The following is a 26,944-nucleotide window of genomic DNA, read 5'->3' as shown; positions in this document are numbered from 1 at the left end:
TTTCCCCCACAATTTCTCGCCCAACGTTGTTGCGCCTTGTGTTCACAAGCACCCTACTTTAAACAATCATATCACTTGCGTTCAATATATATCACGGACGTTTTTAAATAGATCATAAATCAAACAACGCATTATAAACCCCACTTATAAAACAAAATAACCTATTGATTTAATAAATCTTTTTAGCTTTATTTTGGCAAAATAAACAGAGACACACGGCTATTTTCTGTTAGTATACAGGCGGGTGCTTGGATCATTTTGGTTCAAGCATTTGCAAGGACCAAAAAGACGAAAGCCCCGAATTCTATTTACATAAAATTCGAGGCAGTCTCAAGTCCCAAACAACTTGATTCTGTCTCCTTTAACAAGGAGTGTCAAGAGAAATGACTAAGCTTGCCCTTATTGGGCTGATTACTGTATGTATTACAGTTTTGTGTTTTACTCTACTGAGACATGAAAGATTGTGCTCTTTTAATATCAGCAGCGGTAACACCCTAGTTCAAGCGAATTTATCTTGCGATAAATAGCTTTGTGGGGGAATTTTCCCCCACAATTTCTCGCCCAACGTTGTTGCGCCTTGTGTTCACAAGCACCCTACTTTAAATAATCATATCACTTACATTCAATACTAATGCTAGTGTTTTATATTAAAATTTCTCATAAATGCATATTAATGCAATGGTTGTTAGAGACAAATAGGTGAGCTAATAAATTATTGTCTATTCTATTTATAAGATGGTAAGAAAGAATAGGACGATAGCATTATGAAAATATCACATTTCTATCGATGGATAGTATTCATCATACTCACAATATTGGCGCTTTACTTTACTGTACTCGGAGGGTATTTAGTTTCATTAGCAGGATCGCCTTTTTATCTCTTTACCGGTGTCATGCTTCTTATTATTGCAGCTTGCTTTTTAAGTCGAAGGAAAAGCACCCTATTACTCTTTAACTTTCTATTTTTAATAACGATTGTCTGGAGTATCTGGGAGTCAGGATTTGATTTTTGGGCACTTGCCCCTCGCTTAGATATTATCTTTATTCTAGGCTTACTCCTTATTCCTTTCACACTCAATAATAATGTTTACACTTGTCGTACCAATAAAATTGGCTTATTCACACTATTAGCCACTACACTTATCATTATATTAGGTAGTTCACTAACCGATCCTCATGCCATTAATGGTCAATTTACACAACAACAACCCACCAACTCTATATCTCCTATCGGAGTAAATGATAATGACTGGCCCGCTTATGGCAGAACGCAAGCCGGAATACGCTATTCACCATTAACTCAAATCAACAGTGATAATGTTGATAAGTTAGTTGAGAAATGGACTTTTCATACCGGTGATGAAAAAAGAGCTAATGATGCCGTTGAGATAACCAACGAAGTTACGCCTATAAAAATTGAAGATAATCTCTTTCTATGTACACCTCACCAATATTTAATTAGCTTAGATCCCGCAACAGGTAAAGAGAAGTGGCGTTTTGATTCTAAATTGCAATATAACAAAAGCTTCCAGCATATGACTTGCCGAGGGGTTGCCTATTATAATCAAAATAATAGTGCCGAATTTGCCAAAAGCCTCGACGTTCGCCAACCAAGCATATCAGATGAATGTCCTGAAAAAGTCTTTCTTCCAGTCAATGATGGCCGCCTAATCGCAGTTAATGCGCAAACGGGTAATGCATGCCGTGATTTTGGTCAGAATGGAGAAATCAATCTGTTAGCTTCTATGCCTTATGCTTATTTGGGTGGATATAACCCAACATCTCCCCCAATCGTCACCGGTAATACTATTATCATTGGTGGCTCTGTTACTGATAACTTATCAACTCAAGAGCCTTCTGGTGTGATCCGTGGCTATGATGTTAATAGCGGAAAATTAATATGGGTATTTGATACTGGCGCAGAAGATCCCAATGCGATGCCAGGTAAAGAGACTCAATTTGTTCATAACTCCCCTAATGCATGGGCGCCTTTAGCTTATGATGCACAAACGGATGTGGTCTATATTCCGACAGGAGTAGGTACACCCGATATTTGGGGAGGCGATCGTCATCCATTAAAAGAGCGTTACGCTAATTCAGTTTTAGCACTAAAAGGGTCGACAGGCGAGCTATTGTGGCATTTCCAAACCACCCATCATGATTTATGGGATATGGATGTTCCTTCGCAACCATCACTGGTTGATATCAAAACTGATAAAAATGAAACAATACCTGCCATTTATATCGTCACGAAAACAGGGAATGTGTTTGTTCTTGATAGAAGAGACGGTACACCTATTGTTCCCGTAACAGAAAAACCCGTTCCTACCAGTGTCAAATATGGTCCACAAACACAAGGTGAGCATTACTCACCCACTCAGCCTTTTTCAGCACTTAATTTAGCACCTAAAAATAAGTTGCAAGGTTCAGATATGTGGGGCGGCACAATGGCAGACCAGCTGTTATGTCGTATCGCCTTCCATCAGTTAAATTATGAGGGAATTTATACTCCACCATCAGAAAACGGTACGCTTGTTTTTCCTGGTAACCTCGGTATTTTTGAATGGGGCGGTATTTCTGTTAATCAAGATAGACAAGTCGCGGTAATGAACTTTATTACCTTGCCTTTTATCTCAAAACTTTATTTAAAAGATCCTCAAGATAGTCAAGCAATTGACGCAGGCCACGGAGAGCAAGGTTTACAACCCATGACGGGAACACCTTATAGTGTTGATATTCATCCATTCTTATCACCACTAGGATTACCTTGTAAACAACCCCCTTGGGGACTTGTTGCTGGTGTTGATTTAACAAAAAATGAGCTTGTTTGGCAACAACGATTTGGCACCATTAGGGATAGTTTGCCTAATTTAGTGGAATTACCACCATTAAAAATTGGTGTTCCTGGGCTAGGAGGCGCTATCTCAACCGCAGGTAATGTGATGTTTGTTGCTGCTTCTCAGGATAATTATATTCGAGCATTTAATGTGACGAATGGCAAAATGTTATGGGAAGCACGATTACCCGCAGGTGGACAAGCAACGCCAATGACCTACTCTATTGGAGGCAAGCAATATGTGGTCATTATGGCCGGCGGACATGGTTCATTTGGTACTAAAATGGGCGATAGCTTAGTGGCCTATGGGTTACCTGATAATTTATAGCTTTAAGTTATCAATAATATCAGGCGATTGTTATTTTCAATCGCCTTTTTATTATTTGGTAACACTCACAACCTAGCTTAATCAACTAATACCCGTTGATTGGTTGCTCCCCATAAAATTGACATTTCGGTAAACAATGCACCACTGATATCTTCAATTTCTTCTGCGGTAATTTCGCTATTACCTTGTTTGCCAAAAAATACAACTTCATCACCTGGTTTGATATTGTTAAGACTGGTAATATCAACCATAACGGTATTCATTGATGTTTTACCTAAAACAGGTACGCGTTGCCCAGCAATTAACGCATGCCCCGCATTACTAAAAACGCGACGGTAACCATCTGCATAACCTACAGGAATATTGGCTAGTACTGAGTCACGTTTTAATGTGTAAGTACGATCATAGCCAACCGTATTACCTTTAGGATAATAATTGATTGAAGCAATGTTGGATTTAAAGGTCATCACACGTTTATAGTCTGTACTCGCAATGGTATCACCATAAAAAATACCTCCCACACGTACCATATCCAGCCATGACTCAGGCACGGTAATTGTCGCAAAGGTATTTGCCATATGTAATGTGACATTGTTACGCTCTAATCCCATCACCTCTAACACTTGCTGAGATTGTTGCTTAAAACGAGCCAGATCTTCCCTTACTTTATTAGCATCTTCTTCGGGATAATGAGACATAATACCAACCACTTTTAGGTTAGCTAATTGAGAAATTTGTTTTGCTTTTTCAAGCCCAGATTTATTATCGACCTCTAAACCATTACGAGACATGCCACCTGAATTTAATGCTAAATGAATAGGAATGACTTTATTTTGTTGCTTGGCAATAGCATCTAATCTTTTTGCCATATCAAGATCACCAATTAACTCTTCTACGTTATAGTTGGTTGCCTGTGCCATTTCTTGTTCTGTTGCATTACGCACTCGCATTAAACGGCCTTTAAATCCTAAATCACGTACTTCTTTTAATTCTTGGTTATTTGTTACACCAATACATTGCACATTATTTTCTATCATAATTGGGGCAACTAACGATAAATCATGCCCATAAGCATCTCCTTTTAACACTGCACAAAGAGAGGATTGCTTACCTAATAATGATTGGACTTTTTTTACATTAAAGTCGAGTGCGCTTCGTGAAATTTCAATCCATGAATTATTGACAATAGCAGGCTGAGCTTGAGCCACTTGAGTTGCTGGTGGATTATAATTTACAGGCTGTTGGCAAGCAGTAATAACGAAAAGTGGTAATAACGCAAGATATCGAATAGCTAAAGACATCTTCTTTCTTCCTTAGTGATTATGATGTTAAACCTATTTTTATAATTAATTAGGCACAAAAATATACACATAGTGAATATTCACTTAGGATAATAGCATTATTATTCATATAATAAATATAAAAATTCATCTCTGCATAAATGCCAATAAGAGAGAGGATTTAAATACACTATTTCTACCAAAAAAATGCCCGACGGGTTAAAAAGTCGGGCATTTATTAAAATTCCACTAATAAGTAATATCAACGTCGGTAGTATTAACGAACAATAATCCCTAATAGAATACCAATCACACCGAAGTCTGCATCACTAAATGTGGTATTGGCAATACCAATATCACCAAGTACAGGTAATAAAAATACGGGTAAGAAAGTAATCAATAAACCTTGAGCAAAAGCACCTAAAATAGCACCTCGGCGTCCCCCTGTGGCGTTACCAAATACGCCTGCAGTTGCCCCCACAAAGAAATGAGGTACCACCCCAGGTATAATCACAGTCCAATCTAAAGCATAAAGAATAAACATGCCAATGACACCCGCTGCAAAACTACTCAGAAAACCGACTAAAACGGCATTAGGTGCATAAGGAAATACCACGGGACAATCAAGCGCAGGTTTTGCATTGGGAACTAACTTATCAGAAATGCCTTTAAATGCAGGAACAATCTCTGCAATCACCATACGTACACCTTGTAGGATAATATAAACACCTGCCGCAAAGGTGATGGATTGCATTAAGGAGAACATAAACCAGTTTTTACCACCACTAACTTCACGAACAAAAGTGTCACCGGCAAATAAACACGTAATAATAAAAATTATGCCCATGGTGAAAGCAATCGCAACTGGCGTATCACGCAAAAAGAGTAAACTCTTAGGTACATTCATCTCTTCCGTTGAATGCGCTTTATTGCCAAATTTACTACCAATAAAACCAGATACAACATAGGAAATAGTAGAGAAATGGCCTAATGCGACATCATCAGAGCCGGTGATCTTTTTCATATAAGGATGTGCAATGGCTGGGAAAAATACCATTGATACCCCAACAACTAATGAACCTACTGCAACTAATACCGCCCCTTCTAAACCCGCTGTTGCCAAAATCACCGCGACCATCATCGACATAAATAAAGTGTGGTGACCCGTTAAGAAAATATATTTCCACGGTGTTAAGCGTGCAATTAATATATTGATTAACATGGCAAAGAACATAATCAGTGCCATCTCTTTACCAAAGCTTTTTTGTGCAATAGAGACTATGGCTTCGTTATTAGGTACAACACCTTGAATGCCAAATGCATGTTGGAAAATCGTTGAGAAATCACCAAGCGAGTTAATGACTAAACCTGCCCCAGCACCTAAAATAACAAAACCCATAATGGTTTTAACGGTGCCCTTAATACATTCTGTCGCAGGTTTTTTCTGAGCAATTAAACCAATCAATGCGATTAAACCCACCAATATAGCAGGCTCTGAAAGCACATCGCTCATTAGAAAGCGGAAAAAGTCCATACTAGGCTCCTTATAGCGCGCCTAATTCACGTAATGCGGTCGAAAGTTTCTCTTTCATCGCGACTTTATCAATCATATTATCTAAAGAAACAATTTTGCCATTAACCGCTTGAGCATTAAGTTGTTCCGCAATATCACGAGTTCCCACATAAATATCACTCGGTGTCCCTTTTGCCGAACCTAAATCGACATGATCAACATCAGCATTGACGGCCAGATCTTTTAAAATACTTTTGATGCTCATTTCCATCATTAAGCTACTGCCTAAACCATTTCCACATACAACGGTAATTTTCATCATATTCCCCTTGGTTATTTAAAATTGAATTAATAGTGATTAATAACAGCCAATACTTCTGCCTTACTTTTTGCTTGCAACAAAGTGTCTATATCATCTTGGTTATCAAAAAGTTCAGCTAATTTCACAATGGCATTAATATGGCTATCGTTATCTGTTGCGGCTAAAACAATTAAAAGTTTCACCGGATCATTTTCATCAGCACCAAATTCCACCCCTTTTTCGATGATAGTTAATGCTAAAGAGAGCTGATTAACCCCTTCTTCAGGACGTGCATGAGGCATAGCAATACCTGGCCCTAATACATAATAAGGGCCTATTTGCTCGTGTGATTTATAAATCGCATCAACATAACGAGGCTCAATACAACCTTTGTCAATTAATGGCTGACAGGCGATTTTAATTGCTTCACGCCAATCTTTGACTTGTGGGATCACTTGTACCACATCCGGTGTTAATAATGTTTTAAGCATATTTATAACCTCAGTAAGGTGCTTTTTTGATCTCTGTATTAAGGATAATAATCACTAATGGTAGCGCTATCTAGATAGATTATATGTAATTGTGATAGCGCTATCATTTTGATGAAATGTTAATTGCGAACAAGTGCAACAATTGACACTGTATTGTTTCTGCAGAGTGAGAAAATTTCAGGTAGGATCTGCGAATTAAAAATAAAGCCGAATAAATCTGATCACGATGATAAAAACACGTAAACGCCGAAATACAGGTCGCGTCACTTTACAAGAAGTTGCTAAACATGCCGGAGTCGGTTCAATGACCGTATCTCGCGCATTGCGTACGCCTGAATTAGTGTCGGATAAATTAAGAGAAAAAGTTAACCAAGCAGTGGCAGAGTTGGGATATATCCCTAATGCCTCAGCAGGGGCCTTAGCTTCCGCTCAAAGCCATATTATTGCTGTACTACTGCCCTCTTTTACTGATAAAGCCAGTGCTGATTTTATGCAATCATTGCAGCAGATCCTCAGCCGTCATCATTATCAAATATTAGTGGGATGTTATGAATATCAGCTCCATAAAGCGACTGATGTAATTAACATGCTATTACAGAGTAACCCTGCCGCATTAGTTGCCTTTGGCTCCCAATTAAGTGATGTACAGTTCTTACATATCAGTAATGCCAATGTGCCTGTTGTCAGTGTCGCGAGTCAATCTAATGAGCAATCTGCAATAAGTATTGATTGCGGTTATGAAAAAGCGGCATTTGATTTAACCCATTATTTAATTCAGCAAGGTAAACGTTGTGTCGGCTATGTTGGTGCGCTACAAGGACAACGTTTACACCACCAGCAAATTACTGGTTGGTCGCGTGCTTTATTAAAAAATTATTTAAATGCTGAGCAAAGTGTTACTACGCCCGACCCCGCTTCTATGGCATATGGTCGACAAGCATTAACAGAGATCTTATTACGTCAGCCCGAACTAGATGCCGTTATTTGTAGCCATGAGAGTATTGCTTTGGGAATGATGTTTGAGTGCCAACGAAGATTAATTAAAATTCCCCAAGATCTCGCTATCGCCTGCTTAGAAGGTTCTGAAAATAGCGCCCAAATAGCACCTTCCCTGACATCTATACATTTTAATTACCATAAAATAGGTAAAGAGGCAGGTAAGCACCTAATTGCACTATTGCAACATTTACGTGATGAGGTTGATAACGCTATGTTTGAAAATACCGTTATCAACTATGCTTATCGTTTAGAACTCGGACAAAGTACCCCTTAGTCAGTGGTTTCTTTTGTGTCCAAGCGAGTACTATTATTTCGCGTTAACCATAGAGAGAGTGCTTTAAGTGAATCAGGGGTAAATTCATCACAACGTTCAGTGATTTCTAAGGGAGTAAGCCAGCATACTTCCTCGATTTCTTCTGGCTGTAATGCAAATGGCCCATGTGATACACAACTAAATAAGCTTCCCCAAACGCGGCAACTCTCATCGTCATAATAGAATTGTCCATGTTCGGCAAAAGGAACCCCGGCAATACCTAGCTCTTCTTCTGCTTCACGACGTGCACTTTCGAGTGCATTTTCACCTTGTTGTACTACACCACCCGCGGTTGCATCTAACCAACCTGGATAGAAATCTTTTGTTTCAGTACGGCGTTGTGCCAAAATTTTTCCCATGCCATCGTGCACGACAATATAAGTTGCTCGGTGACGTAGGTTTTCTGCTCGCATTTGTTGACGTGTTGCTTGTGCAACAACTTCATTTTTTTCATCAACAATATCAACCCACTCGACCACTGCCGTATTTTCTTGTTCCATCCTCAACAAACCTTTTTTAATCGATGCTAAACGATCGTAATTTTTATCCTGAATATACCAAAATCACCATATTTCACCACTATAATAATCATAGGTAATTTGCTTTATTCATCTTGCGATTTTTTGCTTTTTATGATGTTACTAGGCAGACTGTAAAATATACGCTATTGAATATCACCTTATTGCGGAGGTTTTTATGATCGATCTTTATTATGCAAACACCCCGAATGGCCAAAAAATTACGCTTTTCCTCGAAGAAGTCGCCATGCCTTATACTTTGCATCATGTTGATATTGGCAAAGGTGATCAATTTAAACCCGAATTTTTAGCTATTTCACCCAATAATAAAATTCCTGCTATTGTCGATAATGCTCCCGCTGACGGTGGTGAGCCACTCTCTATTTTTGAATCAGGTGCTATTCTTATCTATTTAGCAGAAAAAAGTGGCAGATTACTTAGCCATGATCTGCGAGAAAAAATGACCCAACTGCAGTGGCTATTTTGGCAAGTGGGGGGATTTGGTCCTATGCTTGGACAAAATCATCACTTTACGCGTTACGCCCCTGAAAAAGTACCTTACGCAATCAATCGTTATACAAAAGAGACCGAGCGTTTATATCAGGTGTTAGAGAGCCGACTCGCTCAATCTCCCTATCTTGGTGGAAACGATTATAGCATTGCTGATATAGCCACCTATACTTGGGCTCGTTACCATGACACACACCATATTGATCTAGCAGATTATCCTGCGGTAGAAAAATGGCTAAATACAATAAGCCAACGTCCAGCAGCCAAAAAACTGTTTGGTTAGTGACTAATCTCACCTATCAGGATGATACAACCTTAATTAGGATAGAGTAATCAGGAGGATGGTGATGAACATACTTATCACAGGTGGAACCGGATTAATTGGCAGAGCACTTATCTGCCAACTCGCATTAGATAAACATAATATTACCGTACTTTCCCGTTCGCCACAGAAAGTCTACTCTCATTTCTGTAATGAAATGGCGTGTTGGACGCATTTAGATGATAAAGAAAACTTAAACCAATTTGATGCAGTGATTAATCTTGCTGGAGAACCAATTGCAGACAAACGCTGGACACCGGAGCAAAAACAAACGTTAGTTAATAGTCGATGCAAATTAACCCAAAAGCTGGTGGATTTAATAAAAGCCAGCGACTCTCCCCCTAGTGTTTTAATTTCTGGCTCTGCGGTGGGTTTTTATGGTGATCAAGGTGAAAATAATGTCACTGAAGAGACGCCACCTAAGGATGAATTTACTCATCAACTCTGTGCCAAATGGGAAAATATTGCACTCGATGCACAAACGCCATTAACACGGGTGTGTTTGCTACGTACTGGTATTGTACTCTCTACAAAAGGAGGGGCATTACCTAAAATGAGCCCGCCTTTTAAATTAGGTTTAGGTGGAAAATTAGGTAATGGTAAGCAATATATGCCATGGATACATATTGATGATATGGTCAATGCCATCGTATTTTTACTTAATAATAACAATACCCAAGGCGCCTTTAATCTGACAGCCCCTCATCCAGTACAAAATAAAGCATTTACCACGACTTTAGCTCACGTACTGAAACGCCCTGCATTTATGACGGTTCCTGCCACAATATTAAAATTAATGATGGGAGAAAGTGCCACATTAGTTTTAGGTGGGCAACAAGCGTTTCCTAAGAAACTGCTCGATGCAGGATTCAGCTTTCGTTACCCACAACTGGAAGGCGCTTTAGAAGATATTATTCGCCATAAAAAATAGTCACTCGTCACACAGGGGATCAACGGGCAGGTTTATCCCCTTGCCAACGCTGAAAAAGATCATCCGGCAAGTCAATGTCAAATTGATCAAGCACTCGATTTACTGTCTGATTAACAATGTCATCGATCGTTTTAGGCTGAAAATAAAATGCAGGTACTGGTGGCATAATGATGGCACCAAGCTCTGCAGCTTGAGTCATTAAACGTAAGTGCCCTAAATGTAACGGTGTTTCGCGTACACATAGCACTAATTTACGTCCTTCTTTTAACACGACATCAGCGGCACGTGTCACTAACGTATCAGTATAGCTATGTACAATACCGGAGAGGCTTTTAATCGAACAAGGTAAAATAACCATACCATTGACCCGAAACGAGCCTGAGGAGATAGTCGCCCCTATATCTCGATCGTCATAAATAATATCAGCTAAAGCATGAATATCTTTGAGAGAATAATCCGTTTCTAATGAAATGGTACGACGCGCCGCTTGACTGATCACCAAGTGAGTTTCTACGGATGGCACGGATTTAAGTATTTCTAATAAACGAATACCATAAATTGCGCCACTGGCACCTGTTAGCCCGACAATCAGCTTTTTCATTATAATCCTCAGAATATATATCTTTGTTAATCATTATGATGATTAACCCTCAAAAAACAAGCGCCGATGTAGTGTTACGCTAGCATCGACGCTTGATAAAGGTGGCTATTTTAACGGAAAATTATCCTTCGTTATAGATTTCTAAGTTCTCAGCTTCATGTTGATCACGAATTTTATGTTCATCATCACGACGTAAATTTTCAAGGTAATCTAAATAGCCTTGATCAATATCTTTTGTGATATAGACACCATCAAATACAGAGCATTCGAATTGGTTGATATCTGGATTTTCTTCTTGAACAGCAGCGATTAAATCAGAGAGATCTTGAAAAATAAGTCCATCAGCACCAATCAGTTTACGTATTTCATCCACTTCACGCCCATGAGCAATTAATTCATTGGCATTAGGCATATCAATACCATAAACATTAGGGAAACGCACTTCTGGAGCGGCTGAGGCAAAATAAACTTTTTTAGCCCCCGCTTCTCTCGCTAACTCAACAATTTGCTCTGATGTTGTGCCACGTACGATAGAGTCATCGATAAGTAACACATTTTTATCGCGAAATTCTGCACGGTTGGCATTTAGTTTACGACGTACTGATTTGCGACGCTCTTGCTGGCCGGGCATAATAAAAGTACGTCCAACATAACGATTCTTCACAAAACCTTGTCGATAAGGTTTATTTAAGATGTGGGCAATTTCTAATGCAATATCACAAGAAGTTTCAGGAATAGGGATCACCACATCTATTTGTAAATCTTCCCACTCTTTAGCAATTTTAGCGCCGAGCTTTTGCCCCATACGTAGACGGGCGTTATATACGGAAATTTTATCAATAAAAGAGTCTGGACGCGCAAAATAAACATACTCAAATAGACAAGGCACTAATTGCGGATTTTCAGCACATTGACGGGTAAACAGTTGTCCTTGCTCTGTGATATAAACAGCCTCACCGGGTGCTACATCACGCAAGAATTCAAATCCTAGTGTATCTAGAGCGACACTTTCAGACGCAACCATATACTCACTGCGTCCATCTTCTAAAGTACGTTTGCCTAACACTAAAGGACGAATGCCATAAGGATCACGAAAAGCTAATAAGCCGTGGCCGATGATCAAAGCAACGCAAGCATAAGCGCCACGTAATTTTTTATGCATAGCCGCAACAGCGGTAAAAATATTATCTGGCTCTAGCGGAAAATGATCGAAGCGATCTAATTCATACGCTAGCACATTGAGTAAAATTTCGGAGTCTGAGGTGGTATTGATATGTCGACGAGCAGTTTCAAATAATTGACGACGCAGCAAATGCGCATTGGTTAAATTACCATTATGTGCAAGTGTGATCCCAAAAGGTGAGTTAACATAAAAAGGTTGCGCTTCTGATGCACTCGAACTGCCCGCGGTTGGATAACGTACATGTCCTATTCCGATAGTTCCTTTTAAACGCAACATATGACGCGTTTCAAAGACATCTTTCACCAGCCCATTTGCTTTGCGTAGACGAAAACCGTTATTCTCATCAATTGTTGCAATGCCTGCTGCATCTTGACCTCGGTGTTGTAACACCGTTAACGCATCATAAATCGATTGGTTTACTGGATTAACTCCAGCGATACCGACAATACCGCACATGAAAAGATCCTCATCAGCCAGACGGAGAGGTTACATTTTCTCCGACACGAAACTTGACGCATTTTGTAGGTAGTCAAAGAACCACCTAATAATATGGTTGAATTGAGGAATAAGCTCAGAACGTTGCCAATCGGCACTGTCTGCCATAGGAGTAAAAGCACCCAAGACAAAAAGTAACGCTGATACAATCAGCACACCTCTTAAAGCCCCGAAACAGATCCCCAACACACGATCTGTACCTGATAACCCTGTGCGTTGAACAAGAGAGCTAATCACATAATTAATCACCGCACCGACAATTAGCGTTGCAATAAACAGTGTGACAATCGCAATCCCGTTACGAACCAGCTCATCTTCAAACCGAGTAAAATAGACGGCTAGATAAGGATAAAACTGACTTGCAACAAAAAAACCACAACCCCAGGTGATAAGTGATAATGCTTCACGAACAAAGCCACGGATCAGGCTAACTAATGCAGAAAAACCGATAATGGCAATAATGGCGTAATCTATCCAGACCATAAATCTCTATCCAATAACGATGCCCCGCATTAATACGGTAGCATTCTAACAGAAAACGAAAACGTTTGCGTAACCCTAATTTTCGATAATTTTAAAATAATTTACGGCGACATGAAAAATCATAATCGCCGCAATAAGTTAACACCTTGTTACTTCACTCATCTGATGTCTCATCAACATAGTTATGGTTTATAGGCTCTTACTTCACCTTGCAGGCCTGTTAGCTCTTTAAGGCGAGGTAACATCGCCTGTAACTCTGCTTTTGAGGCATTAGGCCCAATATAGATACGTGTCACTTTTCCTGAAACAGGGCGAGCAGGCACGGTATATACTGGATAACCGGAGAGATGCATTTTTGCAATAATTTCTTCAACTTTCGCCGCATTTTTCAAGGCACCTAACTGCACAACCCAAGCCTCACCTTTCGGCGCGGTTGTTTCTGATACCGCCGGTGGCGGAGTAGTTGGTGGCTCCACAGGCGGATTAACCACTTTAGGTGGCTCAACAACCGGTGTTGATGGCGCTACTTGAGGCTCCGATACTTCAGGAGTAGAAACTTGAGGCTGTTCAATCCCCGTTACCGCTTCAGAGATCATCGCCTCAGAAGCACCCTCTGATGGCGTTGACGGTGTCGTGGTTTGCTCAATCGGCGCTATTGATTCAATATCTTGCTCATCACCGGGTTTGGGGACTAAAGGAATAGAGGCAAATTGGTCTTCGTTATATTTCTTATCGCCGTCAAATAATGTAGGAAGAAAAATAACCCCTACCGCCACAAGAACAACGGCTCCGACTAAGCGATTTTGAAATTTACTTGCCACTCGCACTCTCCTTTTCCAATAGTTCCATTACATGAGCAACGGTATGGAATGATCCACATACAACCACAATATCATTTTTTTGTGCCTCAGATATTGCTTGTTGCCATGCTTGCTCGACACTATCAAATACTGCCGGATAGTCGAGGTGCTGAGCTAATACCTGGGCTGATGCGCCACGAAACTCATTCAATGGTGCAACATACCACTGATCGGCTTGAGGGGATAAACACGCTAATGTACCCGCAATATCTTTATCACCCAGCATACCAACAACAATGCGCACTTTGGTATCAGAATAACGCGGTAATTGCGCCAGTTTTTCGGCTAAATATCCAGCAGCATGCGGATTATGAGCAACATCAAAAATAACTAATGGATGCTGCGAAATTATCTGAAAACGTCCCGGCAACTGAGCTTTACTCATTCCCTCAACAATACTTTGATGGGTGATCCCTTGACTCACTTTATCATCGGTTTTCAATAAGCAGCGTATTACTGCCATTGCCGTACCTGCGTTGGCTAAGGGAATATTAGGGATGGGAAGTTTTTCAAACTGCTTATCTGCACTACGCCAATGCCAGTGATCACCATCAATAGAAAATGACCAATCAACACCACGACGAAATAATTTAGCCTGTTTCTGCTGCGCGACTTGTGCAATAGAAAGTGGCATATCTGGCTCGCCTACAACAGCATAGTGATTTTTACGGAAGATACCGGCTTTTTCATGACCAATATGCTCTCTATCAGCCCCTAGCCAATCGGTATGATCAAGGGCAATACTGGTGATAGCTGCAATATCGGCATCAACAATATTGGTTGCGTCTAAACGCCCCCCTAACCCAACTTCAAGAATAACCACATCAAGCTGAGCTTGTTGAAATAGTTTCAATGCGGCGAGTGTGCCGTATTCAAAAAAAGTCAGCGAAATATCGCCTCTGGTTTGCTCTATTTCAGCAAATACTTGACAAAACTCAGCTGGTGAAAGCTCTTTACCTTGAATGCGAACACGCTCGGTATAACGGACAAGATGAGGTGAACTATAAACCCCCACTTTCAATCCTGAAGCCATCAAAATTGACTCGAGCATATGGCAAGTGGTTCCTTTACCATTAGTACCCGATACAGTGATAACTTTAGGGGCAGGACGTAATACATTCAGTAATTGACCTACCTTGCCCACGCGCTCAAGTCCCATATCAATAGCACTTGAGTGTAAGTGTTCAAGATAAGAAAGCCACACCGACAAAGGCGATGTGGCTTGAGGAGCAGTTATGATATTAGACATCTTCTTTTTTATTCGTTTCGATGTTAATTTCTGGCTCATTGTCAGAAGATTCGATGTCATCAGCGATCATTTCTTCGCCTAGCAGTTCATCTTCGTCTTTCGCTAAATCATACTGAGTCAGCTTAGCCAGTAATTCAGCTAGCTCATCACGCATTTCAGGACGGCGAACTATCATATCTATCGCCCCTTTTTCTAGCAGGAATTCACTACGTTGGAAACCCGCGGGTAATTTCTCACGTACAGTTTGTTCAATAACACGTGGACCGGCAAAACCAATCAAGGCTTTCGGCTCAGCAACATTAATATCACCTAACATTGCTAAACTTGCAGAAACCCCACCCATAGTAGGATCGGTCATCACTGAGATATAAGGTAAACCACGCTCTTGCATTTTAGCTAATGCGGCACTGGTTTTTGCCATTTGCATTAATGACATCAATGCTTCTTGCATACGTGCACCACCACTTGCAGAGAAGCAAATCAGTGGACAATTATCTTCTAATGCTTGTTCAACCGCACGAACAAAACGCGCACCCACAACAGACGCCATAGAGCCGCCCATAAATGCAAATTCAAAAGATGCGGCCACAACAGGCATTTCTTTTAACGTACCTTTCATCACCACTAGGGCATCTTTTTCATGGGTTTGTTTCTGAGCCGCAGCAATTCTGTCTTTATATTTTTTAGAGTCGCGGAATTTCAGAATATCTTTAGGCTCTAACTCACTGCCCAGCTCAGTCGTGCTTCCTGTATCAAGAAAAGTTTCTAAGCGACGGCGTGCTGAAATACGCATGTGATGATCACATTTGGGGCACACTTCTAAATTACGCTCTAATTCTGCGCGGTAAAGTACTTGCCCACAGCTATCACATTTTGTCCAAACCCCTTCTGGGATATTGGCTTTACGTGAACTCGTGATATTGCTTTTATTAAGAATTTTTTCAATCCAGCTCATTAACGGACCTTTTCGTCTGAATCTGACCTTCGCCAGTTTATACTCGTCATATTTTAAGTTGCAGCATGTTGACTGCGTTTAATTGCACAAGTCACCTACTTTGTCGGTGTGCTTTTCGTGCTGCATTCACTTATCGCCTAGCTACAACCCTAATTATTTAGAGCAGATTATTGTGAACATGTTAACTCACAATATACTGGCTATGTGGTTAGCAAAGTTTATGATGATACCGCTTACTGAATTTCAGCGCATCTCTTTATTATTGCTATTCTACGGCAAAAGCTAATGATAACTGCTCAAACCTCTTGGTTATCACTCTCTTTTTTGGCCTTTGCACTCGCTCTACGATGGCGTATCACCTCGATAACACCTGGTAAAATAGAAATAACAATAATGGCAACAATTAGCAATTTTAAGTTCTTTTGAACAATATCTAAGTCACCAAAAAAGTATCCAGCATAAGTAAATAGCAGTACCCATGCAATGGCACCCGTAACATTATAAAAAGCAAAATGACGATATGACATTTTGCCCATTCCTGCAACGAATGGCGCGAAAGTTCGGACAATCGGCACAAATCTTGCCAAAATTATCGCTTTACCACCATGTTTTTCATAGAAAGCATGGGTTTTATCTAAGTATTCTCGTTTAAAGATACGTGAATTGGGATTACTAAAGAGTTTTTCACCAAAAATGCGCCCAATAGAATAGTTAACCGCATCACCTAAAATCGCAGCGAAAAGCAGTAAGAGAACCATTAGGTGAACATTAACATCATTGGTATCTAACGCAGATAAAGCCCCCGCAACAAACAGTAACGAATCGCCCGGTAAGAATGGCGTGACAACAAGCCCCGTTTCACAAAAAATAATTAAAAATAGAATGGCATATACCCATGTACCATATTGAGCGACTAACTCGGCTAAATGGACATCAATGTGTAAAATAAAATCAATTAGAAATTTTATTAAATCAGCAAATTGCGTTAATAATTCCATAAATCCTCAGAAAACGGGGTAATTTTATGTTTAAAGTATTTAAAATGGGTTATCTGCTAAAAATAGCGGCCCCATTGCAGGTTTAGGAAGTTCGAAACGTTCAGGGTAATCAACCGAAACAAGATATAAACCATTTGCTTTTGCAGTTGCTGCTGCTTTAGTCCTATCTTTTAAGGCTAATAATTCAGCCATCCAAGTAATAGCCTGATTACCACAGCCAATTTCCAATAAACTCCCCACAATATTTCTTACCATATGATGGACAAAAGCATTGGCTTTTATATCTACCACCACATAATCACCATAGCGTGAAACATTCACATGCATCACATTACGCCAAGGTGTTCTAGATTGGCATTGTACGGCTCTAAACGAGGTAAAATCATTCTCGCCCAATAAACATTGGGCAGCTTGATGCATTCGTTGTGCATCTAGAGGGTAATGGAAATGCGTTACCCCTGAGGATAAAATTGCAGGACGATAGCGATGATTAAAAATCACATAACGATAACGTCTTGCGGTTGCGCTAAATCGAGCATGAAAATCATTCGCTACCGTTTTTACCCAACGAACGGCAATATCTTGTGGTAAATGGGTATTAACCCCCATCGTCCATGCCGCATCTTTGCGATGAGCCGTTGTCTCAAAGTGCACAACCTGCCCGGTTGCATGAACTCCGGCATCAGTTCTGCCGGCACAAAAAACAGAGATAGGCTCATTTGCTACTTGAGATAACGCTTTTTCTAACCGTTCTTGGACACTACGAACCTCATTTTGACGTTGCCAGCCATAATAGTGGCTACCGTCATATTCAATGCCTAGCGCTATCTTTAATGGTGTGCTTTCTGTCGCAATCGCAGGCTCACTGATTGACTGCGCTATCACATCAGCACTCTCTTGGTCGTTCATCAGTAAAACTGCTCCTGCACTAATTTTTCAGCCACTTCTACAGCCATTAATGCTCCGCCAAAACGCACGTTATCTGCAACAGACCAAAATTGTAACGCTTCAGGCACACCATAATCATTACGTAAGCAACCTAAGTTCAAGCTAACATTACCGGAGGCATCGGTGACTTGAGTTGGAAAATCATTTTCATCACTAATATTGAGGGAGTCATGTTCTTGTAATGTTTCCCGTGCTTCTTCACTTCCCATTGGACGTGATGTTTCCAACTGCACAGATTGTGCATGACCATAGAAAACAGGCGCTTGTAATGTGGTTACTGAGATAGGTAGTCCATCGTCTTGCAAGATTTTACGGATCTGATCAACCATTTGGCGCTCTTCTTGAATAGAGCCTTCATTATCAACTAACAATGGTAAAATATTAAATGCCAGTTGTTTATTAAAGCGACCAAGTTCTGGAGGAACACCGTTCAGTAAGCGCGCACTTTGCCCCGCTAATTCATCAACAGCTTGTTTACCAAAACGAGATACTGACATCAAATTTGTCACATTCAAGCGAGTTAAGCCTGCGGCTTCGGTTAATGGATAGATAGCGCGTAACAGTTGGCTTACCATGCTATCAGCAATAGCGATAATATTGCGGTTACGATACTCTGCCAGCATAGATGTATTCACCCCTGGTACAACTAAAGGTACATCCCACTCCATCGCAAATAAACCACTGCAATCAATAACAATACAACCTGAATCTGCTGCAAGTTGTGCGTATTGCGCACTAATCTCAACCGGCGCGGCAAAAAAAGCGAGTTGAATATCCGCCCATTCGATATTATGAATACCTTGTACTGCAACACTTTTACCCTTTACACGGATAGTTTTGCCAATACTGTCTTCACTGGCGATCGCCGTTAATTCGCCAATAGGAAAATCACGCTCTTGCAGAAGCTCTAAAATAGCTTCACCCACAGCACCTGTTGCGCCCACAAGCGCAATATTCCAACCCTCTCCCATAAAATATCCTCCAATACAGTAAAATGTTTAAATAATGTCACGTCTTATTTATGTGTTGCATTAAACCCAATAGCATTGAGTAAGCTCGCCGTTGTCGGGTTATCACATACCACCTGTAATGAAGACCATTCACGACGGACAGGGTAAAACTTACGTAGCTTATCAAACTCCCCTTTGATACCGGCAACTTTGCGCAATGGTGCATCATCACGACGTACATCATAGACAAGATGAATAAGCTGTTTGAGTAATGTTTGAGTTAATTCACCTTGTACAGAAATTGTGGAGATCAACGGTTTTGGTAACAGTGTTGATAATTCAACGTGTTGAGGTTGACCAATAAAATCACAATAAGCTTCATAAACCTGCGTTGTTCCTCTCGCCTTCCCTTCTAAGGTATAGCCGGCAATATGTGGTGTTGCGATATCAACTTTATTTAATAACTCAAGAGAAAGATCGGGTTCTGGCTCCCAAACATCTAGAACAACGCGTAACTTTTTACCTTGGTTTAAGGCTGATAATAATGCAGCATTATCAATAACCTCGCCACGGCTTGCATTAATTAAAATACGACCTTCAGGTAAAATATCGAGGTTGCTCTCATTAATTAAATGGTAACTGTTATAACGACCCGATTTATTTAGCGGTGTATGGAAAGTCAGGATATCCGCCTGCTTTAATAGCGTTTCTAAAGAATGAAATTGTTCATCATCCCCTCTATCAGCTCTAGGCGGATCACAAAGTAGTACATTCACACCTAATGCGCGTAAGCGTTTTGCCAGTCTCCCTCCAACATTGCCAACGCCAACAATGCCAACGGTTTTATCTGTTAATTGAAATCCTTCTTGCTCAGCAAACACCATCAACGCAGAGAAGACATATTCAACAACAGCGATCGCATTACAACCTGGCGCAGATGAAAACGCTATTTTTTGTTGCTCTAGCCATGCTGTATCAACATGATCAAAACCTGCCGTTGCGGTGCCGACAAATTTTACCGGTTTGCCCGCTAATAGTGATGCATTGACTTTAGTAATCGATCTCACCATCAATGCATCAGTATCATCGAGCTCTTCAATAGGTAAAGGGCGACCCGGTACAGCTTTTACTTCGCCTAATTGGCAAAAAAGCTGCTGCGCATAAGGCATGTTTTCATCAACCAGAATTTTCACGGTGTTATCTCACTGATTTGTTTTTTATGTGTGTAAACAAAGGATCAAAAATAAAATTAAGCGGTCTATTTTGCCACTTATTCCAAGTAAAGCCTATTATTGACGATAAAAACTGACGCTATTTTAAGTAAATATATGAAAAGAAACCTTAACCATTGGGTAAGCGACGAAATCTTTCTGGTGTTGTTCCAGCAAATTGCTGAAACATGGCAATAAATGAGGAGGATGAGCTATATCCAACATCAAAGGCCACATCATTAACACTTTTTCCTTGTTCTAACAAAGAGATAGCATGTAAAAAACGTAATCGCTTACGCCATTCACTAAAAGACATGCCTAACTCTTGCTGACAACGACGTGATAAGGTTCTTTCTGAGGTATAACGTTTTTTTGCCCATAATTCTAATGAGGTATTATCAGCAGGATTTTGCTCTAATGCTGCCAAAACGGGTGCTAACAGCTTATCTTTTGAGGAAGGTAAATAGGTATGGTGAATAGGAGATACTTTTAGTTGGTCTATTAACACTTGAGATAAACGTAGATCTTCTTTTGTTTGCGGTTTACAAACACCACGACGGAAGAAATCGGCAAAAATCGTCGAAAAAATAGGACTTAGTTGAATAAGACAGGGTTTATCCAATAAACCTTCACACCAACTGGGTGCAATATCTAGCACCTTAAAAGATAAGGTTTTTTTATTGTAGCTTGCGTGCCCTACTTTTTCAGGGATCCATACACTAAATTCAGGTGGCGCTAAAAAACGCTGCCCGCCAGCTTCTAAATCCATTACTCCAGAGATCACATAAAGCAATTGACCAAACTCATGTTGATGATAACGAAATTCAGTTTCTGCAAGCAATTGCTCATCACGAAAACGGACCGTATCTGGATCAGAGAGTAACCACTGCATCTCTTTTTGTTGTTCAATTGTCATCTTAATGTTGCTCTTTTATCGTTTTGTCTTTATTGGTCTATCGGTTGTCTGCTTTTCATTATATATATCTAATCAGACAGGCTTACAATAGCCATCTGGTTTAAAAATAGATGTGAGAATAATGAAAAGTATAATCTTCCCGCTGTTAGCGGTACTTATTTGGTCAATTAATGCGGTTGTCAATAAAGCGGCAACATCTGTGATAGATCCAGCCGCTATCTCATTTTATCGCTGGTTCTTAGCATTTTTACTGATGACGCCGTTTCTATTAGTCCCTGTTTGGCATCATCGTAAAACCGTAAAACAATATTGGTGGAAATTATTTATTCTCGGCGCATTAGGTATGGGGTTATATCAAAGTTTAGCTTACTATGCGGCTTATTATGTGACAGCAACCTTTATGGGAATATTGAATTCACTTATTCCATTATTAACCGTTATTATTAGTATTTTTGTACTGCGTGTCGTGCCTACTGTAGGGATTGCACTCGGAACTATTTTATCTATTAGTGGGCTTGTCTGGTTAGTCAGCCACGGTGATCCTTCACAACTCCTTTCTCAAGGTTTAGGACGTGGTGAATTAATGATGTTTATCGCATCAACTGCCTATGCATTTTACGGAGTACTTACCAAACGTTGGTCAATTCCTTTACCTAATTGGCAGTCTCTATATGTACAAATAGGTTTTGGTGTTTTATTACTAATACCTAATTTTCTTACCGCAGAAAGTATTGCATTAACAAAAGATAATGTTGGATTAGTTATTTTTGCAGGGGTTGGCGCCTCTATTTTAGCGCCTTATCTGTGGATCTTAGGTGTAATGAAATTAGGTGCAAATACAACCTCTATCTTTATGAATTTAATTCCTCTATTTACCGCAATGATCGCTGTAGCGGTGCTAGGTGAAGAGATGCACAGTTATCATTTTATTGGCGGAGGCGTTATTTTATTGGGAATATTCTTAGTACAAAAACTAAGAGCACCACTGAATTTCCGTCGTCAATCTGTCACAAAAAAAGCAGATTGTCAGCAGGAGATGTGAGTCAATGTCAGCTAGACTATAAATAAAAAAATACCGGCTAAGCAATTAGCCGGTCACTTTGCTCCCCTAGTTTTTATAAATAAAAACCAAGGCAAGAAAATCAAAGTATAAAATATAAAGTAATACAAGTATCCGTTGCAAACATTACCAACTTTTATATTAAATATCTCCTGCTTATTTAATATAAAATAATCCAGATCAATTTTTCCCCTCACCTTTTTAATGCTATCGATATTTTCATTAAGTTAACTATTTATAAAATAAAGGATTTAATCTATAAAATTAGTTTTTAATTAAATGATTGATTTAAAACTATAGTGAAAACAACTAATTTTAAACAATTAGATAGTTATTTTATCTATTGGTTCTGTATGATAAAAAAATGACAATCAATAAGATTGTGCTTTAATAATATTTACAGCATTTTTTTAACATAGTTTTCTATAAAACCAAAAGGATCTTTATTTATTTTGCAGAACAAATTTATTTATACAAAAAATAAAAAAGCAGTCACTTATTATAAGCAACTGCCTTTATCATTTATACAAGGAAAACTAAGTATAACTAACTATTTCTTATACTTACTCATCACAAGTGAAGCATTAGTGCCACCGAAACCAAAGCTATTTGACATCACTGTATCTAGTTTTTGCTCTGTTGGTTTGGTAATGATATTCATACCATCCGCTTTATCATCAAGCTCTTCAATATTAATACTTGGTGCGATAAAACCATGCTCTAACATCAGTAGACTGTAAATGGCTTCATGAACACCTGCAGCCCCTAATGAGTGACCTGTCATTGCCTTAGTTGCAGAAATAGCCGGTGTTTTAGTTCCAAAAACTTCAGCAATCGCTTCAAGCTCTTTTAAATCACCCACAGGCGTCGATGTACCATGAGTATTGATATAATCAACATGATCAATACCTTGCATTGCCATTTGCATACAACGTACGGCACCTTCTCCCGATGGAGCAACCATGTCAGCACCATCAGATGTTGCACCATAGCCGACAATTTCAGCGTAGATATGCGCACCACGTGCTAATGCGTGCTCTAATTCTTCAACAACCACAATACCGCCACCACCAGCGATAACGAAACCATCACGGTTTTTATCATAGGTACGAGAAGCTTTGGCTGGTGTATCATTATATTTTGTTGAAAGTGCCCCCATAGCATCAAACTCACAGGTCATCTCCCAACTTAGCTCTTCACCACCACCGGCGAAAACCACATCTTGTTTACCTAATTGAATTAATTCAACCGCATGACCAATACAGTGTGCTGATGTTGAGCAAGCTGAACTAATTGAATAGTTAACGCCTTTAATTTTAAACGGTGTAGCTAAACAAGCTGATACACCAGACGCCATTGCACGAGTTACCATATAAGGACCTACACCGCGTAGACCTTTAGCTCTCATGCCGTCCGAACCTTGTACTTGGTTACGAGGAGAACCACCACCGGAGCCGACAACTAAACCAGAACGAATGTTAGAAACTTGATCTTCTGTTAGACCTGAATCTTCAATCGCTTGTTGCATAGATAAATAGGCATAAACCGATGCATCACTCATAAAACGGCGGATTTTACGGTCAATAAGACCTTCAGTATCAAGCTTAACATTACCCCAAATGTGGCTACGTAGCCCCATCTCTTTAAATTCTTCTGAGAAAGTTATCCCGGAACGGCCTTCTTTTAAAGAGTCCAGCACTTCTTGCTGGTTATTACCAATGCTCGAAACAATACCCAGACCCGTGATCACTGCGCGCTTCATTTATACCTCTTTACAATAATAGTTGTAGCTGCGGGATTTCTGAATAGCACTTTAGCGTACACTTGTACGCTGAACAAGTCCGATCAGGATCTTTTTTACAAAAATGCAGATAATATGAAAAATCTCTGCGTACTCAAAAGGTGGAAGATGCTTAAGAACAGCGTTAAGATAGCCCATTATTTTTGGTAAAATACAGGTAGTTCCGTGAATAACACTGCTATAAATACCGCCTCTTTAAGTTGGAATGAACTTGGTACTCCGATTTCAAAACAGTTTGATGACATCTATTTTTCCAACCAAGATGGTCTTGAAGAAACTCGACATGTATTCCTACATGGAAATCATTTTCCATCTCGTTTTGGTACACATGTACGCTCTGAGTGTGTTATAGCAGAAACCGGATTTGGCACAGGATTAAACTTTTTAACACTGTGGCAAGCCTTCGAGCAATTTCGTCATCACTCACCTGATGCGTCATTAAAACGTTTACATTATGTCAGTTTTGAAAAATTTCCTCTGACTAAAGCTGATTTGCAAACAGCCCATAGCCATTGGCCAGAACTAGCACAATATTCAACAGCGCTTTGTGCACAGTGGCCTTTACCTATTGCCGGTTGTCATCGTCTTATTCTTGCTAATGGCGCGATAACGCTTGATTTATGGTTCGGTGATATCAATACATTACTGCCACAAACTCGCCAAGCTTTACATAATAAAGTTGATGCGTGGTTTCTTGACGGCTTTGCACCAAGTAAAAACCCACAAATGTGGAGTGAAACATTATTTCAAGCAATGGCAGACTCGATGCGTGAAAATGGCACTTTTGCCACCTTTACCGCAGCTGGGATAGTAAAACGAGGATTGCAACATGTTGGTTTTGAAATAAAGAAAATAAAAGGCTTTGGTCAAAAAAGAGAAATGTTAACAGGGGTATTTCCCCATCCTCCTGCCAATGCATTTGTTCCCTACTATGCCAGACCTTGTGCTACACAAACAAAAGATATCGCCATTATCGGTGGGGGGATCGCCAGTACATTAACTGCGCTCGCCTGCTTAAAAAGAGGCGCCAAAGTCACGCTCTATTGTGAAGATACACATCCTGCGGCAAATGCCTCAGGCAATCGGCAAGGTGTGTTATATCCATTACTTAATGGTAAATCTGATGAGTTAGAACACTTTTTCACTAACGCTTTTTTATATGCCCGCCGTTATTATGATGAGTTAAACCATAAAGGCGTAAACTTTTCACATCAATGGTCTGGTGTTGCCCAAGTTATCTATAATGAAAAAGTACGCAAAAAAATAGCGCGAATAATCGAGCATTCCACACCTTTTTCTCAACTCGCTCATTATGTTCATCAAGATGAAATGAATTCACTTTGTGGATTAGCTATCAACCAAGATGGTCTTTTTTATCCTCAAGCAGGTTGGCTTTCTCCCACAGAGTTAACCACCAATGCATTAAAATACGCTCAACAACAAGGTCTCAAGCTACTCTTTGAACATCAAGTCACTCAATTAACCTCACAACAACAGCATTGGCAGTTAGAGGTGACTCACCAAGCAACAACGTATAAAACACAACATGATTGTGTTATTTTAGCTAATGGGCACCGTATTACTGATTTTATACAAAGTGAAAAACTGCCTATCAGTGCAGTAAGGGGTCAAGTTAGCCATATTTCAACGACACCTGATATCGCACAATTAAAAGCGGTGCTCTGCTATGATGGCTATTTTACGCCGGTTGATCCTCAAGATAATCTGCATTGTGTTGGGGCAAGCTTTCGTCGTGATCGACTAGATTTAAATGTTTCAATTGAAGAGCAACAAAATAATCAATGGCATCTCACACACTGTTTAGCACAATCACCTTGGGCACAGCAGGTAGATTTTAGTGATAACGATGCGCGTGTCGGGATCCGCTGTACAATAAGAGATCACCTTCCTTTATTAGGTGAAGTACCCGATTTTGAAAAATTAGTTGTCGCCTATACGCATTTAGATCGATTTAAGCGTAGAAAGCAAACACCTATTTTGGCGCCGAGTTATCATCAGCTTTATATTATTAGTGCATTAGGTTCACGTGGTTTATGCTCTGCACCTTTATCTGCGGAGATCTTAGCAAGCCAAATCTTTGATGAGCCATTTCCTGTAGAAGATAGTGTGTTAAATGCCTTACATCCTAATCGTTTCTGGGTAAGACCATTACTGCGCGGAAAAGCCATTGAATTAAAATCATAGGATCAGTCACTGAAATTACGGTTGATATTTAAGTAACTATTGTTAATGGGTTACTTAAATATCTTTATAGTATTTAAATTATTATAGTATTTAAATTTCACACTTCATCGCACAACGCATTTCTCTCGCAAATCCCCCATGCTCTACTTCATTATCTAAAATTTGTTGTAAAGAATAGGGTATTTGATGCTCAAGTAAGATATGGAAACCTAAACGCTGATAATAGGGAGCATTCCAAGGGACATCGCGGAAAGTCGTTAACGTTACCGCATTAAATTGCTGTAATTTAGCTTCATTTTTTACTGTCTGGATCAGCAATTTACCAATCCCTTTATTTTGCCAATCTTTACTTACCGATAATTCATGAATAAATACACTTTCAGGTAATTGTTGCGTCATGATAAAACCAACGGGATGATTGTCATGATTAACAGCAACCCAGTGAGCATGTTGATGGATAAATTGAATATGCGCCTCAACACTTTGTACACCACTTTCGCTGATCCAACTTAATTCTTTTATGCTGCTAAATAACTCTCCTGCCGATTGTTCAATCTTCGGTAGTTGGTTGGCATCAGCCAATTGAGTTGGCCGAATAGTGATCTCGTGAGTGGCGATTTTATTTGATGCGTTGGTCATAAATAATCTCTTTTATAACTTGCTATTTGCTTATTAAGAGTATCAATT

25 protein-coding genes are annotated in these 26,944 nt (G+C 39.8%); 7 read left to right on the top strand and 18 right to left on the bottom strand.

Annotated elements, in window-relative coordinates; translation table 11 throughout:
- The first annotated feature begins 383 nt into the window (after positions 1-383).
- Both AACQ49_RS18375 and AACQ49_RS18370 read left to right on the top strand, forming a co-directional pair.
- On the top strand, positions 384-527 hold the full coding sequence (locus tag AACQ49_RS18375) for a Hok/Gef family protein (RefSeq protein ID WP_004247166.1): 144 nt from the start codon (positions 384-386) through the stop codon (positions 525-527).
- A 237-nt stretch (positions 528-764) separates the two neighbouring features.
- Positions 765-3,164, top strand: a complete 2,400-nt coding sequence (locus AACQ49_RS18370) for a membrane-bound PQQ-dependent dehydrogenase, glucose/quinate/shikimate family (RefSeq protein ID WP_087726456.1) — start codon at positions 765-767, stop codon at positions 3,162-3,164.
- A 77-nt stretch (positions 3,165-3,241) separates the two neighbouring features.
- Here AACQ49_RS18370 and alr read toward each other — a convergent pair whose 3' ends face one another.
- From alr to AACQ49_RS18350, 4 genes are all read right to left on the bottom strand, one after another.
- Positions 3,242-4,465 (bottom strand): alanine racemase, encoded by a 1,224-nt coding sequence (gene alr / locus AACQ49_RS18365; RefSeq protein ID WP_017627994.1) that lies wholly within the window; start codon positions 4,463-4,465, stop codon positions 3,242-3,244.
- 256 nt (positions 4,466-4,721) lie between these two features.
- The gene (locus AACQ49_RS18360; RefSeq protein WP_004243721.1) at positions 4,722-5,978 is read right to left on the bottom strand and encodes a PTS ascorbate transporter subunit IIC; all 1,257 of its coding nucleotides are present in this window, start codon (positions 5,976-5,978) and stop codon (positions 4,722-4,724) included.
- Positions 5,979-5,988: 10 nt separating this feature from the next.
- Positions 5,989-6,276, bottom strand: coding sequence for a PTS sugar transporter subunit IIB (locus AACQ49_RS18355; RefSeq protein ID WP_012368108.1), 288 nt, complete (start codon positions 6,274-6,276; stop codon positions 5,989-5,991).
- 29 nt (positions 6,277-6,305) lie between these two features.
- A complete protein-coding gene (locus AACQ49_RS18350; protein ID WP_004243724.1) occupies positions 6,306-6,749 on the bottom strand; it encodes a PTS sugar transporter subunit IIA in 444 nt (147 codons plus the stop codon).
- A 226-nt stretch (positions 6,750-6,975) separates the two neighbouring features.
- Between AACQ49_RS18350 and AACQ49_RS18345 the strand changes: the two genes are divergently transcribed.
- Complete coding sequence (locus AACQ49_RS18345; protein WP_004243725.1) at positions 6,976-8,022, top strand: LacI family DNA-binding transcriptional regulator; 1,047 nt, start codon at positions 6,976-6,978, stop codon at positions 8,020-8,022.
- Here the strand turns inward: AACQ49_RS18345 and yfcD are convergent.
- Positions 8,019-8,561, bottom strand: coding sequence for an NUDIX hydrolase YfcD (yfcD, locus tag AACQ49_RS18340; RefSeq protein WP_004243726.1), 543 nt, complete (start codon positions 8,559-8,561; stop codon positions 8,019-8,021). The genes AACQ49_RS18345 and yfcD overlap by 4 nt on opposite strands.
- A 196-nt stretch (positions 8,562-8,757) precedes the next feature.
- Between yfcD and AACQ49_RS18335 the strand changes: the two genes are divergently transcribed.
- Both AACQ49_RS18335 and AACQ49_RS18330 read left to right on the top strand, forming a co-directional pair.
- Positions 8,758-9,372, top strand: a complete 615-nt coding sequence (locus tag AACQ49_RS18335; RefSeq protein ID WP_004248396.1) for a glutathione binding-like protein — start codon at positions 8,758-8,760, stop codon at positions 9,370-9,372.
- 64 nt (positions 9,373-9,436) lie between these two features.
- Positions 9,437-10,342: a TIGR01777 family oxidoreductase gene (locus AACQ49_RS18330; RefSeq protein ID WP_004250688.1), complete on the top strand. Its 906-nt coding sequence runs from the start codon at positions 9,437-9,439 to the stop codon at positions 10,340-10,342.
- A 19-nt stretch (positions 10,343-10,361) separates the two neighbouring features.
- On the opposite strand, the gene AACQ49_RS18325 is transcribed toward AACQ49_RS18330, so the two are convergent.
- The 11 genes from AACQ49_RS18325 to AACQ49_RS18275 all read right to left on the bottom strand — a co-directional run bounded on the left by AACQ49_RS18325 (position 10,362) and on the right by AACQ49_RS18275 (position 21,191).
- Positions 10,362-10,943, bottom strand: a complete 582-nt coding sequence (locus AACQ49_RS18325; RefSeq protein ID WP_017827869.1) for a UbiX family flavin prenyltransferase — start codon at positions 10,941-10,943, stop codon at positions 10,362-10,364.
- A gap of 121 nt (positions 10,944-11,064) precedes the next feature.
- Positions 11,065-12,582 (bottom strand): amidophosphoribosyltransferase, encoded by a 1,518-nt coding sequence (gene purF / locus AACQ49_RS18320; RefSeq protein ID WP_004243730.1) that lies wholly within the window; start codon positions 12,580-12,582, stop codon positions 11,065-11,067.
- 30 nt (positions 12,583-12,612) lie between these two features.
- On the bottom strand, positions 12,613-13,104 hold the full coding sequence (gene cvpA / locus AACQ49_RS18315; RefSeq protein ID WP_004243731.1) for a colicin V production protein: 492 nt from the start codon (positions 13,102-13,104) through the stop codon (positions 12,613-12,615).
- Between the two features lie 182 nt (positions 13,105-13,286).
- Positions 13,287-13,925 carry a cell division protein DedD gene (gene dedD, locus AACQ49_RS18310; protein ID WP_161778825.1) on the bottom strand — a complete coding sequence of 213 codons (639 nt, stop codon included), beginning with the start codon at positions 13,923-13,925 and terminating at the stop codon, positions 13,287-13,289.
- Positions 13,915-15,213 (bottom strand): bifunctional tetrahydrofolate synthase/dihydrofolate synthase, encoded by a 1,299-nt coding sequence (gene folC / locus AACQ49_RS18305; protein WP_049256224.1) that lies wholly within the window; start codon positions 15,211-15,213, stop codon positions 13,915-13,917. The genes dedD and folC overlap by 11 nt, the downstream gene beginning before the upstream one ends.
- Positions 15,206-16,168 (bottom strand): acetyl-CoA carboxylase, carboxyltransferase subunit beta, encoded by a 963-nt coding sequence (gene accD / locus AACQ49_RS18300; protein WP_004243734.1) that lies wholly within the window; start codon positions 16,166-16,168, stop codon positions 15,206-15,208. The genes folC and accD overlap by 8 nt, the downstream gene beginning before the upstream one ends.
- Positions 16,169-16,464: 296 nt before the next feature.
- On the bottom strand, positions 16,465-17,166 hold the full coding sequence (locus AACQ49_RS18295; protein WP_004243735.1) for a DedA family protein: 702 nt from the start codon (positions 17,164-17,166) through the stop codon (positions 16,465-16,467).
- A gap of 39 nt (positions 17,167-17,205) precedes the next feature.
- A complete protein-coding gene (gene truA, locus AACQ49_RS18290; RefSeq protein WP_004248399.1) occupies positions 17,206-18,075 on the bottom strand; it encodes a tRNA pseudouridine(38-40) synthase TruA in 870 nt (289 codons plus the stop codon).
- A complete protein-coding gene (locus AACQ49_RS18285; protein WP_004243737.1) occupies positions 18,075-19,085 on the bottom strand; it encodes an aspartate-semialdehyde dehydrogenase in 1,011 nt (336 codons plus the stop codon). Before AACQ49_RS18285 ends, truA begins: the two co-directional genes overlap by 1 nt.
- A 44-nt stretch (positions 19,086-19,129) precedes the next feature.
- The gene (gene pdxB / locus AACQ49_RS18280; RefSeq protein WP_004243739.1) at positions 19,130-20,257 is read right to left on the bottom strand and encodes a 4-phosphoerythronate dehydrogenase PdxB; all 1,128 of its coding nucleotides are present in this window, start codon (positions 20,255-20,257) and stop codon (positions 19,130-19,132) included.
- Positions 20,258-20,405: 148 nt separating this feature from the next.
- Positions 20,406-21,191 (bottom strand): AraC family transcriptional regulator, encoded by a 786-nt coding sequence (locus tag AACQ49_RS18275; protein ID WP_004248400.1) that lies wholly within the window; start codon positions 21,189-21,191, stop codon positions 20,406-20,408.
- A 121-nt stretch (positions 21,192-21,312) separates the two neighbouring features.
- Between AACQ49_RS18275 and AACQ49_RS18270 the strand changes: the two genes are divergently transcribed.
- On the top strand, positions 21,313-22,233 hold the full coding sequence (locus AACQ49_RS18270) for a DMT family transporter (protein WP_004243742.1): 921 nt from the start codon (positions 21,313-21,315) through the stop codon (positions 22,231-22,233).
- Positions 22,234-22,801: 568 nt separating this feature from the next.
- On the opposite strand, the gene fabB is transcribed toward AACQ49_RS18270, so the two are convergent.
- Positions 22,802-24,013, bottom strand: coding sequence for a beta-ketoacyl-ACP synthase I (gene fabB / locus AACQ49_RS18265; RefSeq protein ID WP_004243743.1), 1,212 nt, complete (start codon positions 24,011-24,013; stop codon positions 22,802-22,804).
- Positions 24,014-24,217: 204 nt separating this feature from the next.
- Between fabB and mnmC the strand changes: the two genes are divergently transcribed.
- Positions 24,218-26,257 (top strand): bifunctional tRNA (5-methylaminomethyl-2-thiouridine)(34)-methyltransferase MnmD/FAD-dependent 5-carboxymethylaminomethyl-2-thiouridine(34) oxidoreductase MnmC, encoded by a 2,040-nt coding sequence (mnmC, locus tag AACQ49_RS18260; RefSeq protein ID WP_161778824.1) that lies wholly within the window; start codon positions 24,218-24,220, stop codon positions 26,255-26,257.
- A gap of 90 nt (positions 26,258-26,347) precedes the next feature.
- Here mnmC and AACQ49_RS18255 read toward each other — a convergent pair whose 3' ends face one another.
- On the bottom strand, positions 26,348-26,896 hold the full coding sequence (locus AACQ49_RS18255) for a GNAT family N-acetyltransferase (RefSeq protein ID WP_004248403.1): 549 nt from the start codon (positions 26,894-26,896) through the stop codon (positions 26,348-26,350).
- Positions 26,897-26,944 lie beyond the last annotated feature (48 nt).

Source organism: Proteus sp. G2675, from assembly GCF_963886535.1.
Taxonomy (GTDB): Bacteria; Pseudomonadota; Gammaproteobacteria; order Enterobacterales; family Enterobacteriaceae; genus Proteus; species Proteus mirabilis.
Note: the sequence above shows the minus strand (reverse complement) of the source record. Positions and strands in the feature narration are given on the sequence as shown.